The organism is Ruegeria sp. YTSA168 (assembly GCF_059610045.1).
Genome location: NZ_JBXWMW010000003.1, coordinates 142,844 through 158,737, shown reverse-complemented (window position 1 = coordinate 158,737; position 15,894 = coordinate 142,844). Strand labels below are relative to the sequence as shown.

Sequence of the window (15,894 nt, the reverse complement as noted above, 5' to 3'; positions counted from 1 at the left end):
GAAGGGCCAGAAACATGAAGGTCATCATTTGCGGTGCGGGTCAGGTTGGCTGGCAGATCGCACGGCATCTTTCCGGCGAATTGAACGACGTGACCGTGGTGGATAACAATCCTGATCTGGTGCGCCGCGCGACCGAGACACTGGATGTTCAGGGGATCGCAGGCTTTGCCAGTTATCCCGACGTTTTGGACCGGGCAGGGGCCCGTGATGCCGATATGATCATCGCCGCGACCCATTCGGATGAGGTGAATATGGTCACCTGCCAGATGGCGCATTCGGTCTTTTCGATCCAGCGCAAGATCGCGCGATTGCGGTCGAAATCATATCTCGAAGCGATCCATTCCGACCTCTACCGCCGCGATCATCTGCCTATTGATGTTGTGATCAGTCCCGAACGCGAGGTGGCCGCCGCCGCCATGCGTCGCCTGTCGGCGCCATCGGCCTTTGACACCGAGATGTTCATGGATGGCAAGGCGCAGTTATTGGGCATCCGCATCGAAGAGGATTGCCCGATCGTCAACACGCCTCTGCGCCAACTGACGGATTTGTTCTCGACGCTCAGTTCTGTGGTGGTGGGTGTTCGGCGCGAGGGCACATTGTTCGCTCCGGAATCCGAGGATCAGCTGTTTGTCGGCGACGAATGCTATGTCTTTGCCAGCGTGAATGATGTGGACCGCACGATGGAGGTATTCGGCAAGTCGCAGAAACGCCAGGACCGGGTGGTGATCGTCGGCGGTGGTAATGTTGGTCTGGAAGTCGCGCATACTCTGGAAGAGCGTGAAGGCCGCGTGCGGGCGAAGATCATTGAACGTGATCGCCACTGTGCCGAAAAGGCCGCCGAGGCGCTGGAGCGGACGATTGTTCTGCATGGTGACGGGCTGGATTCGAACCTGCTGAGAGAGGCGGGGATTGACCGCGCAGATGCGATGCTGGCCGTCACGGATGATGATCGCACCAACATGCTGGCGGCTGTACGCGCCAAGGCCGAGGGCTGCGCTTTGGCGATTGCGCTGATCAACGATCCGTCGATGGTGGCGTTGATGGGGCCGCTGGGTATTGACGCCTATATCAACCCGCGCGCGACAACGGTCAGTTCGATCCTGCGCCATATTCGCCATGGTCGCGTGCGGCAGGTCTATTCCATCGGCGATGCCGAGGCCGAGGTGATCGAGGCCGAGGTCCTGTCGACCTCGCCCATGGCCGGGCAGAAACTGCGCGATATCGATTTCCCTGAAGGCGTTCTGGTTGGGGCAATTCGCAAAGGCGATGAACTGCTACGCCCCACTGGCAGTCTGCGGATCGACGAAAAGGATGTGGTTGCCATCTTTGCCATGGCCAAGGATGTGCCCGAGGTGGAACGGCTGATGCAGGTCTCGATCGATTTCTTCTGATGGCGCGCGCGAGACCACAACAGATCGGTGTTTTGCGGCGAATACCGCTGTTCTTGCTGATATGGGGCTGTGTTTCGATCACAATGTGGATTCCGGCGATCTACGCATTGGTGCTGGATGACCACGATACGTCGCGGTCGTTCTTGTATTCCGGCATTCTGGGCCTGTTTCTGGTTTCCACAATTGCGCTGGCCTCATCAAACCGGATTCCGCGGCGTGGAACATTGGGGCAGTTGGCGGTTTTGCTGGGGTGTTTTACAGTCCTGCCGATTTTCCTGGCCATCCCGTTTCATGACGCGCTGGGCAATACCTCCTTTCTGAACGCCTATTTCGACATGGTGAGTGCGATGACCACAACCGGGGCGGATTTGTTTCCCGACCCTAATCGCCTGAGTGCTCCCTTACATCTTTGGCGCGCCTTTGTCGGCTGGATGGGTGGCCTGCTGATGTGGATTTCGGCGGCCGCGATCCTTGCGCCTTTGTCGCTGGGCGGGTTCGAGGTCACGGCCAAGGGGCAGCCGGGGCGCCCCGTCTCTGGCGTCGCACAAAGCGAAAGGATCGACCCGCGTGGTCGCGTGATCCGAGTAACCCGTACGTTGACGCCTGTTTATGCTGGATTGACGGCGGTGATCTGCGTGTTGTTGCTGATTGCCGGAGAGCAAGGCCTGACCGCGATCTGTCATGCGATGTCGATCATGGCGACGTCTGGCATATCCCCCGTAGGGGGGCTTGAGGGGGCGCAGGCGGGCTTTACGGGTGAGGCGATCCTGTTTCTGTTCCTGTTCTTCGCCTTGTCCCGACTGACCTTTTCGGCAGACACAGCCACGAGCGGTTTTTCACGGTTAGACAAAGACCCCGAATTCAGGATTGGCCTGATGATCGTGCTTGGGGTTGCCGTTTTGCTATTTGTCCGCGTTTGGGCCGGTGTGAGCGAGATTGGGGGCCAGATGCAGCCTTTGCAAGCCCTTCAAGTGGTCTGGGGCATGTTGTTCACAGGTTTGTCCTTCCTGACAACCGCCGGGTTCGAAAGCGCCAACTGGAATGATGCTCAGCAAATCTCGGGTCTTGGCACGCCGGGCTTGATCCTGATGGGGCTTGCGCTGGTCGGCGGTGGCGTGGCCACTACGGCCGGTGGGGTCAAACTGCTGCGGGTGTTTGCCCTCTACTTGAACGGAGCGCGCGAGATTGACCGCCTGATCCATCCCTCATCGGTCAGCGGCGCCGATGGCGGTAACCGACGCATCCAGAGTGACGGTGCCTTTATCGCGTGGATCTTCCTGATGTTGTTTGCCCTGACGCTGGCGGTGTTCAACCTGTTGCTGGCTGCGATGGGGGCGGGGTTTGAACAGGCCATGGTTCTCAGCGTGGCCGCGCTGAGCACAACCGGGCCGTTGATCGAGCTTGCAACCGACGTGCCGATCCGCCTGATTGACTTGTCGGCGGGGGCGAAACTGACCCTGTGCGCGGCAATGGTAATTGGCCGGTTGGAGGCTTTGGCTATCATTGCCTTGATCACCCCGTCGCTGTGGCGGGATTGAGCCAATACGAAGGTCTGGCGTTACTGCCTGATTTTTCATCTGGAATATCTGTGCGCAGCACTCCATACTCCCCCGGAGGGAGCGCGTTGGTCCGCAGCGCGTAGCAAGAACAACGGCGAGTTAATAAAATATGGCTTCGGACAGACAGAATCTTCAGGACGCGTTCCTGAACAATGTACGGAAAGCAAAGGTCCCGGTCACGATTTTCCTGATCAATGGTGTAAAATTGCAGGGTGTGATCACTTGGTTCGACAATTTCTGCGTATTGTTGCGCCGCGACGGACAGTCGCAGCTGGTATACAAACATGCAATTTCGACGATCATGCCATCGCAGCCGATCAGCCTGTATGAGGGCGAAGACGCCTCTTGATGGAACATGAAAGGGCGCACACCCGGGCCTGGGTGCTGCATCCTGAAATCAAATCAGATGAACAGCGCCGCGTTCCCGAACCAGCGCTGGAAGAGGCGGTGGCACTGGCCGCCGCATTGCCCGATCTGGATGTGATCGGGTCCGAGGTTGTGCGCCTTCAGCGGGCCCAACCCGGATTGCTGTTCGGCAGCGGAAAGATCGAAGAACTGGCCGAGCGTCTGCATGATGCCGAGATCGAGTTGGTTCTGATCGATGGTCCCGTGACACCTGTACAGCAGCGCAATCTGGAAAAGGCGTGGAAGGTCAAGATCCTTGATCGGACCGGTTTGATCCTGGAGATCTTCAGCGACCGCGCCCGCACCCGTGAAGGGGTGTTGCAGGTCGAGATGGCAGCGCTCAGCTATCAACGCACGCGTCTGGTACGCGCCTGGACCCATCTGGAACGACAGCGAGGCGGCTTGGGTTTTGTCGGCGGTCCCGGTGAAACTCAGATCGAAGCGGACCGTCGTGCCATTGATGAGCAACTGGTCCGGCTGCGCCGCCAATTGCAGAAAGTGGTTAAAACCCGAACACTGCATCGTGCGGCGCGGGCCAAGGTACCGTATCCGATCGTGGCGCTTGTTGGGTATACCAACGCCGGGAAATCAACGTTGTTCAACCGTCTGACCGGGGCTGAGGTGATGGCCAAGGACATGCTGTTTGCCACGCTGGACCCGACTATGCGACGGGTCGTTCTGCCGGATGGGCCCGAGGTGATCCTGTCAGACACGGTGGGTTTTATCTCGAACCTGCCAACCGAACTGGTTGCAGCCTTCCGCGCCACGCTGGAAGAAGTTCTGGGCGCCGATCTGATCGTCCATGTGCGCGATATCAGCCATGAAGACTCGCAGGCGCAGGCCGAAGATGTGCAGGCGATTCTGACCGCACTTGGTGTAGATGATGAACGCCCAATGCTCGAGGTTTGGAACAAGACCGACCTGTTGGAGGCTGACGAGAAAGAGGCGACACTGGCTCGGGCCGAGCGTGACCCAATGATCTTTGCGATCTCGGCTGTGACCGGCGACGGGGTCGACCCGCTGCTGGCCGAGATTGCACGTAAACTGCAAGGCGTGCGCCATCAGATCACGCTGTCTCTGGGCTTCTCTGAGGGCGACAAACGCGCCTGGTTGTTCCGTCAGGATGTGGTTCGATCCGAGGAACAGACCGAGGATGGGTTTGAAATCACCGTCTTGTGGACCGAGAAGCAGGCCGCGCAATACGCGGGGCTCTGACCGCTAGCTGCCGTCGATTTGACGTTGATACTCATCGGCGTCAAACCAGCCCAAAGAGGATTTAACCTTGTGTTCCGGGGTCAGCTCCCACTCTTCCCAACCCCGTGTGACCACATGATTTCCGGTCTCGGCATGATGGCCCTCCAGCGTCCAGACAAAAATCGCGTGTGATCCGGCCCAGCGAAACATGTCACATCGCACCTCAAGATCGGGAAATTCGGCGTAGAACCCGCGCGCCATTTCGGCAATCGCGGCTTGCCCCTGATGAGGATCGCCACGGTTGATGATGATTTGGCCGTCCGGCGCGAAGAAACTGGCGACAGCTTTGGGGTCGCCGGAGCTCCATGCGATTGCGTAGTCGCGTGCCAACGTATTCAATTTATCCCGAATGCTGGCCATAATTGCCCCCTTGGTCCCAGAAGATCGGTGCCAGGATGGTAAGCGAAATTGGTCAACCATTCCATGACGCCCCACCAAACGGGGCGGGGAGTCGCCGAATGGGCGGATTATTGCGGGATCAGGTTGGTCACACCAACGGCGGCCGCACGCGCCAGATCGATATCCAGCGACATCGGGATGTACTCACCGCGTCGCCACAGCTGTGCCTGATCATCGTAGTAGCGTGACAGGAAATGCCCAGACTGCCCGGTGGACGTGATGAAGACCGAACTGTCGGGATCGGCGAAGTCATAGACGCCGCGATAGCCTGCGCCGTGCACGTTCTGGAACGGATTGGGCCCTTCGCCCGAGGTGCGACCGCGCAGCAGTGTGTTGTCCCCTCCGCTGGTCGATTGGCGGATGTTTACGAAATAGCGCAGCACGGGCACTTCTCCCAAAACGGGGTGGTCATGGGTGGCCTGATGGGCATCGCCCCAACGCAAGGTTTCCAGCGCGCGCCCGTAGTTTTCGGAGATCCAGATCAACGCATCGTCCAGCGCCAGCCGCGCCATGTCCGTGCAGGTTTCAACCGGCGCACTTTGGCGCACATCACACCAGACCGAGGCGCCATCGATATCGCGGTACACCCGTTCAATGAACAAAGGTTCGACATGTTTGTATTCGCTGGCCAGTGGGCCAAGCTCATCCGCGATCAAACGGATTTGCAGGGCGCGCAGCCAGGCTGCATAGATCAGTGGCTCGGGCAGATGTTCATTCATCTCACCATTCCAGTCGGCCAGCAGGGACAGGGCGATTTGGCGCTGACGTTCCGGTGTGCCCTCGGGCGCGGATTCGCCGGTGAACCACAGATCAGCCCCGATCAGAGGCAGCAGCGACCGCGCGGTGAAGCTGACCGTGTCCAGTTGTGCCTCGATAAAGCTGTCGCGGGTGTGAACCTCGCGCGATTGCATCAGGCGTTCCCAACGATGGACGCGCTGCGTATCGCCCCATTCGTAAGAGACATGGTTGGGAAAGGGGCGGTCGATGATCTTATTGTTGGTGTTGCCCAGCAGCCCCCCGACCGGAGACACAAATTCCGGGTTATTGGCGTAAGGCAGGCGACCTTGCCATCGGTTGGCCTCGATCCAGCCAGGGGTTGGGATGCGACCCTTGCTTTGATTGCGCAGATTGCGCTGGGGCATTGCGCCGATCAGCTTCATGCCAATGGTGTCCGTGTCGACCAGCGACAGGTTTTGTGAAGGTGAGATGAACAGTTCGGCGGTTTCGATGGCCTCTGAGACCGAGTTTGCGTTCATCAGACCCATCGACGCGGTCATCGAAGTGTCGTTGGGGCTCAGCGCCGTCCACGACAAGGAAACGACATGACCCGGTGGTGTCACGGTTTCAAGATCGTAGTGGCTGCCGGGCAGCACGGGACCGTTCTCGGTCCAACGCAGGGTCAGGGTAATGGGCGCTTCGTCCTTGATCTCAATGATCGACGGGCGCGTGCGGAATTCCTTGTACCCGTCGGGCGTCAGATATTCTTCGGGGTTATCCGGGTTCAATTGCTCGATATGCAGGTCCTGATCGTCCAGATAGGACGAGGTCAGCCCCCAGCCCAGCCGATCACTGCGTCCGCTCATGACGGCGGGAATTCCAGGGATCGTCGCGCCGATCACGCCACCGTTTTCCAGCCCAAGACGCGCCAGATACCAAATGCCGGGTGCGGTGAACCCCAAATGCGGGTCATTGGCCAGCAAGGTACCTCCGCTAGCCGAACGCGCGGGCGCAGCACCCCAGGCGTTTGAGGCCCCAGCCAGCCCGCGTTTCGGGAAGGGTGATAGGGGCGTATCAGGCATATCTGTCCCCGCTGCGTATCGGGGAAGACCTGGGAATAGGTCGGCATATTCCGGCAGGGCCGCGATCCCGGCGCCGGGAACGTCCGGCAATATGTCGGCCAGGCGCGCAGGGTCGTTCAACATCAAAGAGGTGCGGGCGCGCAGAACCTCATCCTGCAGGTGGCCGGAAAGCTGTAGTCCCATAAGCTTGATCACAGCGATGCTGTCGCCCGGTTGCCAGGGAGATACCGGAGCGTTGAACAGAAACATCTCGGGCGCGCCGCGACCAAGCGCGTCTTCGTTGATCTGGCTTAGACGGGCATTGACGCCAGCCGCATAAGCGCGCAACGCGGCTTTGGTATAGTCGTCCTGCGCATCGAATGAACGATGAGCCAATCCATAGAGATCAAGGCGGCGCAGCAGTTTGTCGATAGGCACGGTACGGGCCCCGAAGATCTCGGACAGACGGCCCTGTGCGGTGCGGCGCATCACCGTCATCTGCCACAGGCGGTCCTGCGCGTGGGCAAAGCCCAGACCAAAGAACACATCCGGGTCTGTTTCCCCCAGAATATGGGGGACGTTGGCGGTGTCTCGAATGATCTCAATAGGGGCGGATACCCCTTTTACTTCAAGGGTTTGATCGTAATCGGGCAGGGACTGGCTGGCCAGATAATAGATCAAACCAATCGCTGCAAGCACCAGCAGGATCAGGCCTGAGGTGATACGCACCAGCCAGCGAAAAACAAGACCCATAGTTGCCCCACATACCCGTTCAGTTTCTGTTTGCGCAAAGACTAAAGGATGGGGCCCCTAATCAAAAGAGGAACGCGGGGGGAACTTGCGCCAAACCCGGACAAAGACAAACCCCGCCGCAAATACCACGACGGGGTTAGCCAAGGGGGGTGGTGCAACTGGTTCAGGGAATAATGCGGGTGTATTTGGTGCCTTCAACTGTGGCACCGATTTGCAGACCAGCCTGCCCGAAGACGGCGGCCAGAACCGGTGAACGCAGCGTTGTGGTGTCGGTTGACAAGGATTCACCCTGATCACTGACCACATAGCCCACATCGGCCCCGGCGGTCCAACCGCTGGAGCGGCGGAAATCATTCAGCGCGTCTTCGGTCATGAAGAACAGCACATGGGCGTATTGCTGGGCCCCGATCTGCAGACCCGCCGTGCCTTTAACGGCCGAGTAGTAATCGACCGTTGCATCATTGATGCGCAATGCGCCGCGACCATATCCACCGCCAAAGACAAACCCGGCTTCGGTGATCAATGGCATGACCAGTAAGCCATTGGCTTTGCTGGCAATTTCAACCGTGTTGGGGTAACGGCTGTACATTTCGGTCAGGGTTGCATCGACGCGCGCATCAATCGTGGCTGCGTTCGCGTTGCCGACACCGTTTCCGCAAGCGGCGGTTACGGTCAGCCCGGCCATGCCAAAGGCAAAGCCGCGACGGCTCAGTCGGGGGGATTGGGAACTGCTCATGTTTCCTGTCTCTTGTATTATGTGCCTGATATGTCGGGTGATCCCGATCTTATGTGCAAGAATACGCCGATTGCCGCGCCATGTCACGGGAAAGCTTTGGTCTGCTCAGCGGAGATCGGCGAAATACCGCGACAAACAAGGGTTTTAGCCCTGCATGATGCGCGCGACTTGCGGGGCGAAATAGGTTAGGATGCCATCACATCCGGCGCGTTTGAACGCCAGCAAGCTTTCCAGCATCACCTTGTCGCCATCGATCCAGCCGTTTTGCGCCGCGGCCTGGATCATCGCGTATTCGCCCGAGACCTGATAGGCATAGGTGGGCGCGCCGAACGTGTCCTTCACGCGGCGGCAGATATCCAGATAGGGCATACCGGGCTTGATCATCACCATATCGGCCCCTTCGGTCAGATCGCGTTCGATCAGACGCATCGCTTCGTTCGAATTCGCCGGATCCATCTGATAGGTCTTCTTGTCACCGGTCAGCGCGCCGGACGCGCCCACCGCATCGCGGAAGGGGCCATAAAAGGCGCTTGCATATTTTGCGGCGTAGCTGAGGATCATCACGTTATGATGGCCTGCGCCTTCCAGCGCCGAACGCATCGCGCCGATCCGGCCATCCATCATGTCTGACGGTCCGATGATATCGGCCCCGGCTTCGGCTTGTGCCAGAGTCATCTTGACCAGCGCCTCAATGGTCTGATCATTCATGATCTCGCCATCCACCACATAGCCGTCATGGCCGTTGATGTTGTAAGGATCCAGCGCCACATCGGTCATGATTGCCATGTCCGGCGCCGCTGCTTTGATTGCGCGGATGGCCCGGTTCGACAGGTTGTCAGGATTCCAGGCCTCGGCGCAGTCTTCGGTTTTCAGTGCCGCGTCCGTGTAAGGGAAAATGCAAATCGCGGGGATACCAAACGCCTGCGCCTCAACTGCGGCCTTCGTGATCAGATCGACAGAACGGCGCACAACGCCCGGCATCGATGGGACAGGTTCCTCGATCCCTTCACCATCACGTACAAAGACGGGCCAGATCAGATCATCTGTGGTTAATGTGCTTTCGCGCACCAGTGCCCGGATCGCACCGGATTGGCGGGCCCGGCGAAAGCGGGTCAAAGGGTAGGGGGCGATGGTCGGTTTCATGGCGCGTCCTCCTTGAACATTGCCGCATTGGGTGGCATGAATTCGCCAAGGGCTCAAGGGTACCAATGAACGCGCCGCTGCGATAGAACCCCCTGAGGATTTTGAATAAAGGGCTGGGTTTGGACTGGTACACCTCGATCTTCGAACTCATCGACATGCGCAGCTTTTCGAATCTGTGGTTCTGGATCGTCCTTGCCGTCATGTGGTCGACGGCCAGCCATTGGGTAATGGGGGTCCCTTACGATCTGGTCGTTCGTGCGCGTCGTGTGGGGGGGCAGGTTGAGGTTGATCTGCTGGACATCGTGCGGATCAATACCAATCGTTTGCTATATTTCCTTGAAATGTCCGGGGTTATTATGTTGGCGTTGGTCTGCTTTGTCTTTACCGGCATGGCGACGATGGGCTTTTACTATGGGGTCGAGTTTGCACAGGCCCTGTTTCTGTTGATGTTTCCAATGGCCATCGTCACGGTGATTAACATCTTCCACGCCCGTCGCCTAAGACAGCATGAACTGACTATGGACAGGGTCGCAAAATCCCTGTCGCGTTGTCGCTTGTACACGCAAATCATCGGCATGATCTCGATACTGGTCACTTCGCTCTGGGGCATGTATCAGAACCTCTCGATTGGCGTTCTGGGATAGCGTAATCTGAAAGGCAAGACGATGAAGGCTCCGAACCACGTGACAGTCGGCGGCGCCCCGGAAGGGTATGATGCGCAGCTTGTTCTGAACGAGATCGCGCGCTCCGGCGGGCCGGTCTGTCACGTCGCACGGGATGACAAGCGGATGGAGGCGATGCGTGCGGCATTGGCCTTTTTTGCGCCCGACATGCCGGTCTTTGTATTCCCTGGCTGGGATTGTCTGCCCTATGACCGGGTGTCGCCCAATGCCGATATTGCGGCGGCGCGGGTGGCGACCCTGGCGGCTTTGGTGCACCAGATGCCGGATCGGTTCGTATTGCTGACCACGCTGAATGCGGCGACCCAACGCGTGCCGGCGCGGGAAGTGCTGCGCGAGGCCGCGTTCACGGCGCGTGTGAACCACCGCGTAGACGAAGATGCACTGCGTAAGTTTCTGGTGCGCATGGGGTTCACTCAAAGCCCAACAGTGATGGAGCCCGGTGATTATGCCATACGTGGCGGCATCATCGACATTTTCCCGCCGGGCGAATCCGGCCCTGTCCGGCTGGATCTGTTTGGCGATGTTCTGGACGGCGCGCGCCGATTTGATCCGGTCTCGCAGCGCACGACCGAGAAGCTGGAGGTGGTGGAACTCGCCCCCGTTTCCGAGGTCATTCTAGACGAGGCAGCGATCACCCGATTCCGCCAGAATTATCGTATCGAGTTCGGTGCCGCTGGAACGGATGATCCGCTCTACGAGGCCGTCAGTGCGGGTCGTAAACACCAGGGTGTCGAACATTGGTTGCCTTTTTTCCACGAAAAGCTTGAGACCTTGTTCGACTACCTGCCTGGAGCATCCATTTTGCTGGACGATCAGGTCACACCCGCGCGGCTGGCCCGTTGGGACTCGATTGCCGATCAGTATGAAACCCGGCGTCTGGCGCTGGAAAATCGCTCGCGCATGGATACTGTCTACAAGCCAACACCGCCCGGTTTGCTCTATCTCGATGATATGGCGTGGGAGAAGGCGGTGGGCGACCGTCGGGTGACGCAGTTCAGCCCGCTGCCACAGGCCAGCGGGCCGGGGGTGATCGACGCAGGCGGTCGGATTGGGCGCAACTTTGCCCCGGAACGCCAGCAGGAAAGCATCAGCCTATTTGGGGCTCTGGCCAGTCACATCTCCGACAAGCTGTCCAAGGGCCCGGTGCTGATCGCGTCTTATTCCGAGGGTGCGCGTGAACGTCTGACCGGGTTGATCGAGGATGAAGGTCTGGCCGAGGCGATCCCTGTCACCGATGGCACCCGTGTCGGCAAACGGGGTCTGCACCTGGCTGTCTGGGCGCTGGAACATGGGTTCGAGGCGCCAGACCTGACGGTGATCGCCGAACAGGACGTGCTGGGCGACCGTCTGATCCGCCAACCCAAGAAACGCCGCAAGGCCGAGAACTTCCTGACCGAGACCCAGTCGCTGTCTCCCGGTGATCTGGTGGTGCATGTGGACCACGGCATTGGGCGATATTTGGGGATGGAGGTCGTCACCGCAGCGGGCGCGGCCCATGAATGCCTGCTGCTGGAGTATGCCGAACAGTCCAAGCTGTATCTGCCGGTCGAAAACATCGAGCTGCTGTCGAAATACGGCCATGACGAAGGGCTGCTGGATCGTCTGGGCGGCGGCGCATGGCAGGCTAAAAAAGCCAAGCTGAAAGAGCGCATTCGCGAGATGGCGGACAAGTTGATCCGTATCGCGGCCGAACGCGCCCTGCGCAAAGCGCCCGTCATGGACCCGCCGCCCCATGCGTGGGACGAATTCAGCGCGCGGTTCCCATATCAGGAAACTGACGATCAGCTGCGTGCGATTTCCGAAGTGATGGAGGATATGCACTCGGGTGCGCCGATGGATCGTCTGATCTGTGGCGATGTGGGTTTCGGCAAGACCGAGGTTGCCATGCGCGCGGCCTTTGTCGCCGCCATGTCAGGCGTACAGGTTGCGGTGATTGCGCCAACCACGTTGCTGGCCCGTCAGCACGCGGCCAGTTTCAAGGAACGGTTCCGGGGCTTCCCGCTGGAGGTGCGGCAGCTGTCGCGTTTCGTCTCGGCTAAAGAGGCGCAGCAAACCCGCGACGGGCTGGCGCGCGGCACGGTTGATATCGTGATCGGCACCCATGCGTTGCTGGCCAAGGGTATTCGGTTCAACAATCTGGGCCTGCTGATCATTGACGAAGAACAGCATTTCGGTGTGGGGCACAAGGAACGTCTAAAACAGCTGCGCAGCGACATCCACGTCCTGACCCTGACCGCCACGCCGATCCCACGAACACTGCAATTGTCCCTGACCGGTGTGCGGGACCTTTCGATTATCGGAACCCCTCCGATCGACCGGCTGGCCATCCGCACCTATGTCAGCGAGTTTGACGCAGTGACGGTCCGCGAGGCGCTGCTGCGTGAGCACTATCGCGGCGGGCAAAGCTTCTACGTGGTGCCGCGCATCTCGGACCTGCCGGAGATCGAAGAGTTTCTAAAGGAGCAATTGCCAGAGCTGACTTACGTCGTCGCTCATGGGCAGATGGCGGCAGGTGAACTCGACGACCGGATGAACGCGTTTTATGACGGCAAATACGACGTGCTTCTGGCCACCACGATTGTGGAAAGCGGGCTCGACATTCCGACCGCCAACACGATGGTCGTGCACCGAGCCGATATGTTCGGCCTTGCGCAGCTTTATCAAATTCGCGGCCGGGTGGGGCGGTCGAAAACCCGCGCCTATGCCTATCTGACCACCAAGCCGCGCCAGAAACTGACTGCTACCGCCGAAAAACGCCTGCGGGTTCTAGGCTCTCTGGATACGCTAGGGGCTGGTTTCACTCTGGCCTCTCAGGACCTCGACATTCGCGGGGCTGGCAACCTGTTGGGCGAAGAACAATCCGGCCAGATGCGCGACGTGGGCTATGAACTCTACCAGTCTATGCTGGAAGAAGCGATCGCCAAGATCAAAGCGGGTGAGATGGAGGGGCTGTCGGATGCCGACGACCAATGGGCCCCGCAGATCAATCTGGGCGTGCCGGTATTGATCCCCGAGGATTACGTGCCCGATCTGGATGTGCGGTTAGGCCTTTATCGCCGTCTGTCCTCACTGTCGACCAAGGTAGAACTGGAAGGCTTTGCCGCTGAACTGATCGACCGGTTCGGCTCATTGCCGAAAGAAGTGAACACGCTGATGCTGGTCGTGCGCATCAAGGCGATGTGCAAACGGGCCGGGATTGCGAAGCTGGATGGCGGACCAAAAGGCGCAACCATCCAGTTCCACAATGACAAATACGCCTCACCCGAAGGGTTGGTTGAGTTCATCCAGAACCAGCGCGGCCTGGCCAAGGTCAAGGACAACAAGATCGTGGTGCGGCGCGACTGGAAGAAGGACAGCGACAAGATCAAAGGGGCCTTTGCCATTGCCCGTGATTTGGTGGAAAAGCTGATGGCCCAGAAGAAAAAGGCGAAAGCCTAGTCGCCGGTCACAAAGGTGCAAAGCTGCCAGTTGCCTGCGTCGGATTTCACAAATGCGGCGCGGTAGCCGACCATGGACCACAGAAAATCGCTGTGCATGTAGCCGAATGTGCCATCAGTCAGGCGGACCAGCTGGTATTCGGCCCCATCCTGATAGTCGGGGATCAGGACGACCTCGTGGCTAATGAAATCCACGATGGCCCCGCTGCGCGCCGGTGAACGACGCAGGGTGACCCGGTCTCCGGTTACAAAATAGGCCAGAAACGGGTCCAGTGTGGCGGGCAGGGTGATCTGCCATTGATGCGGCATCCAGAACTCACCCTGATCGTCGAAATAGCCGGGTTGGGACAGGGTGTTTTCTAGCGCGAACCAGTATTCCGTGCGCATATCATCGGCCTGATCCCGGTATTCCTCATCCAATGTTTCGGGCGGCAACGTCAGGCTTTCGCGAAATGCTTCGGGGCCGCTTTCGGTGCCGTGGCTGACATAGATATCCGGGCAGGCGGCCGCGATCACGGCCTCGGTGTCGCGGGCGGCGATTTTGGTCAGAAGATCGTCCCGGAACGCGGCGAGCGTTGGGTCAATTCCTGCTTGATCCACTGGGGGAAAGCTTTGACGGTCGGCCCAGGCTGGTGCGTAGGTCAGCACAGCCAGCGCGAGTGTCAGTGATTTCATTCGGCCGCCCTCATTGCGGCTTGGGCGCAGAAACAAGACGCGCCGACCGCACCGTCGGCACGCGCCAGCGCAAGGTCAAGCCGTTGTTTGATCTGTTTGATCTCCGCCGTCTCCCTGCGCGCCTTCAGGCAATCATGAAGCCCTTTCAAGCTCCACACATTGTCCGGGTGGATTGAGGCGCGGCTGAGGTCGCCGCCCAACCCAAGATCCTCGCGATAGATCGCCTCGGCCTCGGTCACATGGCCCTGTTCGAACAACAAGGCGCCAAGGGCGTGGCGCGTGGGCTGCATCCAGCCCCAGGGCTCATCATAGGGCAGCGAGTCGTCCAGCTCGACCGAGCGGCGTAGATGGTCGAATGCCATTTCGAAATTACCCTTGCGATACTCGATCTCGCCACGCAGCATTTCCGACGCGATTTCAAGCAGATCGATGACGCGATTGTTGTGCATCAGCCGCGTCTCGGGCACGCAGGCTTTGGCGCTGAGGAACAGCTGCTCCTCGGCCTCGGCCAGCGCAACATCGCCGGTCGCGGCATGGGCGATGGCGCGGGCATAGTGGGTGGTTGCGGTCAGCGTGCGGTACAGGTCGGGGTCTTCGGGCAACTCCAGTGCCTTGGCCTCTTCCCAGCGGCCAAATCGGATCAGGATATGAGGGCCCATCGACATGTAACTTTCGAAGAAATCCGCCATGGGCGGGCTTTCGATGCGCAGCATTTCTTCGGGGGTGGTGTCCCATAGCCTCTGATTGGCGCGCAGCGCGGGTTCGATCTGACCCAGAAACAGCGCGCCATAGATGGCGAAGTGATAGTTGTGTTGACGGTAACCGGTGTAGATATTGAACGCACCCTCGCGCTCGTAATACTTCAGGTCCGCAACCGAGGCCTCTTGGTTCCAGTGCACCACGTTCTGATAGTGCCCGCAGAGCACGTCGATATGAGTGGGCATATGCACCAGATGTCCGGCGTCTGGCACCAATGTGCGCAACACATCGCCTGCTTTCAGAGCCTTTTCCGGGGTCGGCGACATTTCCATCAGATGGACATAGAGGTGCAGCAGGCCGGGATGGGACATGGCGGCTGGGTCATTTTCCATCGCCCATTCCAACGCGTCCTGCGCCTCAAGCGTGGCAGCCCCTTCGGCAGGCTTTCCGGTGCTCAGGTTCCACATTTTCCACGGTGTGAGGTTCAGCAGGGATTCAACATAGATCGTGCGCAGGTCCAGATGTCCGGGCTGGCCCGCAAAGGCCGCGCGCATCGCATCGGCGAAGTCGATATCCCAAGGATGCATATCCTCAATCGGATCGCGTCGCGGGTAGCGTGCGGGCAGGGCCTGGATCAGTGCCTTTTCGAACTGGGTGCATCCATCCAGCAACGCCAAGGCCTGCTGTGTCGCATCGTAAGCCTGCGCCAGCGCCTTTTGCCGCCCCCGGTCGTCCTGCACATCCCAGGGCAGGTTGTAGTTCGGTCCGGCGGCGTAGGCGACGCCCCAATGGGCCATGGCGCAACTGGGATCCTGCGTGACAGCCTTTTCGAAACAAGCCACAGCTTCAGTGTGATTGTAGCCATAGGTCCAGATCAGACCACGGTCGAACCATTTCTGCGCTTCGGTCGAGGATGTGGTCACAGGGCAGGTATGGCTGCCCAGATCGTAATCATAGCTCATTGCAGAACCTCCCCCGAATT

The 15,894-nt window shown here is 59.4% G+C and carries 12 protein-coding genes; 6 read left to right on the top strand and 6 right to left on the bottom strand.

Annotated features, from left to right (window positions below; genetic code table 11):
• The first annotated feature begins 14 nt into the window (after positions 1-14).
• From trkA to hflX, 4 genes are all read left to right on the top strand, one after another.
• Positions 15-1,391, top strand: coding sequence for a Trk system potassium transporter TrkA (gene trkA, locus AC2FFE_RS07395; protein WP_496846309.1), 1,377 nt, complete (start codon positions 15-17; stop codon positions 1,389-1,391).
• Complete coding sequence (locus AC2FFE_RS07390) at positions 1,391-2,929, top strand: TrkH family potassium uptake protein (protein WP_496846308.1); 1,539 nt, start codon at positions 1,391-1,393, stop codon at positions 2,927-2,929. Before trkA ends, AC2FFE_RS07390 begins: the two co-directional genes overlap by 1 nt.
• 130 nt (positions 2,930-3,059) lie before the next feature.
• Positions 3,060-3,299, top strand: coding sequence for an RNA chaperone Hfq (gene hfq, locus AC2FFE_RS07385; protein ID WP_010440340.1), 240 nt, complete (start codon positions 3,060-3,062; stop codon positions 3,297-3,299).
• Positions 3,299-4,570 carry a GTPase HflX gene (gene hflX, locus AC2FFE_RS07380; protein ID WP_496846307.1) on the top strand — a complete coding sequence of 424 codons (1,272 nt, stop codon included), beginning with the start codon at positions 3,299-3,301 and terminating at the stop codon, positions 4,568-4,570. Before hfq ends, hflX begins: the two co-directional genes overlap by 1 nt.
• Before the next feature lie 3 nt (positions 4,571-4,573).
• Here the strand turns inward: hflX and AC2FFE_RS07375 are convergent, their stop codons facing one another.
• From AC2FFE_RS07375 to hemB, 4 genes are all read right to left on the bottom strand, one after another.
• Entirely contained in the window at positions 4,574-4,969 is a 396-nt protein-coding gene (locus AC2FFE_RS07375) for a nuclear transport factor 2 family protein (protein WP_496846306.1), read from the bottom strand.
• A 107-nt stretch (positions 4,970-5,076) separates the two neighbouring features.
• Positions 5,077-7,539: a penicillin acylase family protein gene (locus tag AC2FFE_RS07370; protein ID WP_496846305.1), complete on the bottom strand. Its 2,463-nt coding sequence runs from the start codon at positions 7,537-7,539 to the stop codon at positions 5,077-5,079.
• Positions 7,540-7,702: 163 nt separating this feature from the next.
• A complete protein-coding gene (locus AC2FFE_RS07365; RefSeq protein ID WP_496817589.1) occupies positions 7,703-8,275 on the bottom strand; it encodes a lipid-binding SYLF domain-containing protein in 573 nt (190 codons plus the stop codon).
• 144 nt (positions 8,276-8,419) lie between these two features.
• Positions 8,420-9,418: a porphobilinogen synthase gene (gene hemB / locus AC2FFE_RS07360; protein WP_496817590.1), complete on the bottom strand. Its 999-nt coding sequence runs from the start codon at positions 9,416-9,418 to the stop codon at positions 8,420-8,422.
• A 119-nt stretch (positions 9,419-9,537) separates the two neighbouring features.
• Between hemB and AC2FFE_RS07355 the strand changes: the two genes are divergently transcribed.
• Entirely contained in the window at positions 9,538-10,062 is a 525-nt protein-coding gene (locus AC2FFE_RS07355) for a component of SufBCD complex (RefSeq protein ID WP_496846304.1), read from the top strand.
• 21 nt (positions 10,063-10,083) lie between these two features.
• Positions 10,084-13,539 (top strand): transcription-repair coupling factor, encoded by a 3,456-nt coding sequence (mfd, locus tag AC2FFE_RS07350; RefSeq protein WP_496846303.1) that lies wholly within the window; start codon positions 10,084-10,086, stop codon positions 13,537-13,539.
• Here the strand turns inward: mfd and AC2FFE_RS07345 are convergent.
• Together AC2FFE_RS07345 and AC2FFE_RS07340 are read right to left on the bottom strand one after the other, a co-directional pair.
• The gene (locus AC2FFE_RS07345) at positions 13,536-14,213 is read right to left on the bottom strand and encodes an SH3 domain-containing protein (protein ID WP_496817593.1); all 678 of its coding nucleotides are present in this window, start codon (positions 14,211-14,213) and stop codon (positions 13,536-13,538) included. The two genes, mfd and AC2FFE_RS07345, sit on opposite strands and share 4 nt — an antisense overlap.
• Positions 14,210-15,874 carry a tetratricopeptide repeat protein gene (locus AC2FFE_RS07340; RefSeq protein WP_496817594.1) on the bottom strand — a complete coding sequence of 555 codons (1,665 nt, stop codon included), beginning with the start codon at positions 15,872-15,874 and terminating at the stop codon, positions 14,210-14,212. Before AC2FFE_RS07340 ends, AC2FFE_RS07345 begins: the two co-directional genes overlap by 4 nt.
• Positions 15,875-15,894 lie beyond the last annotated feature (20 nt).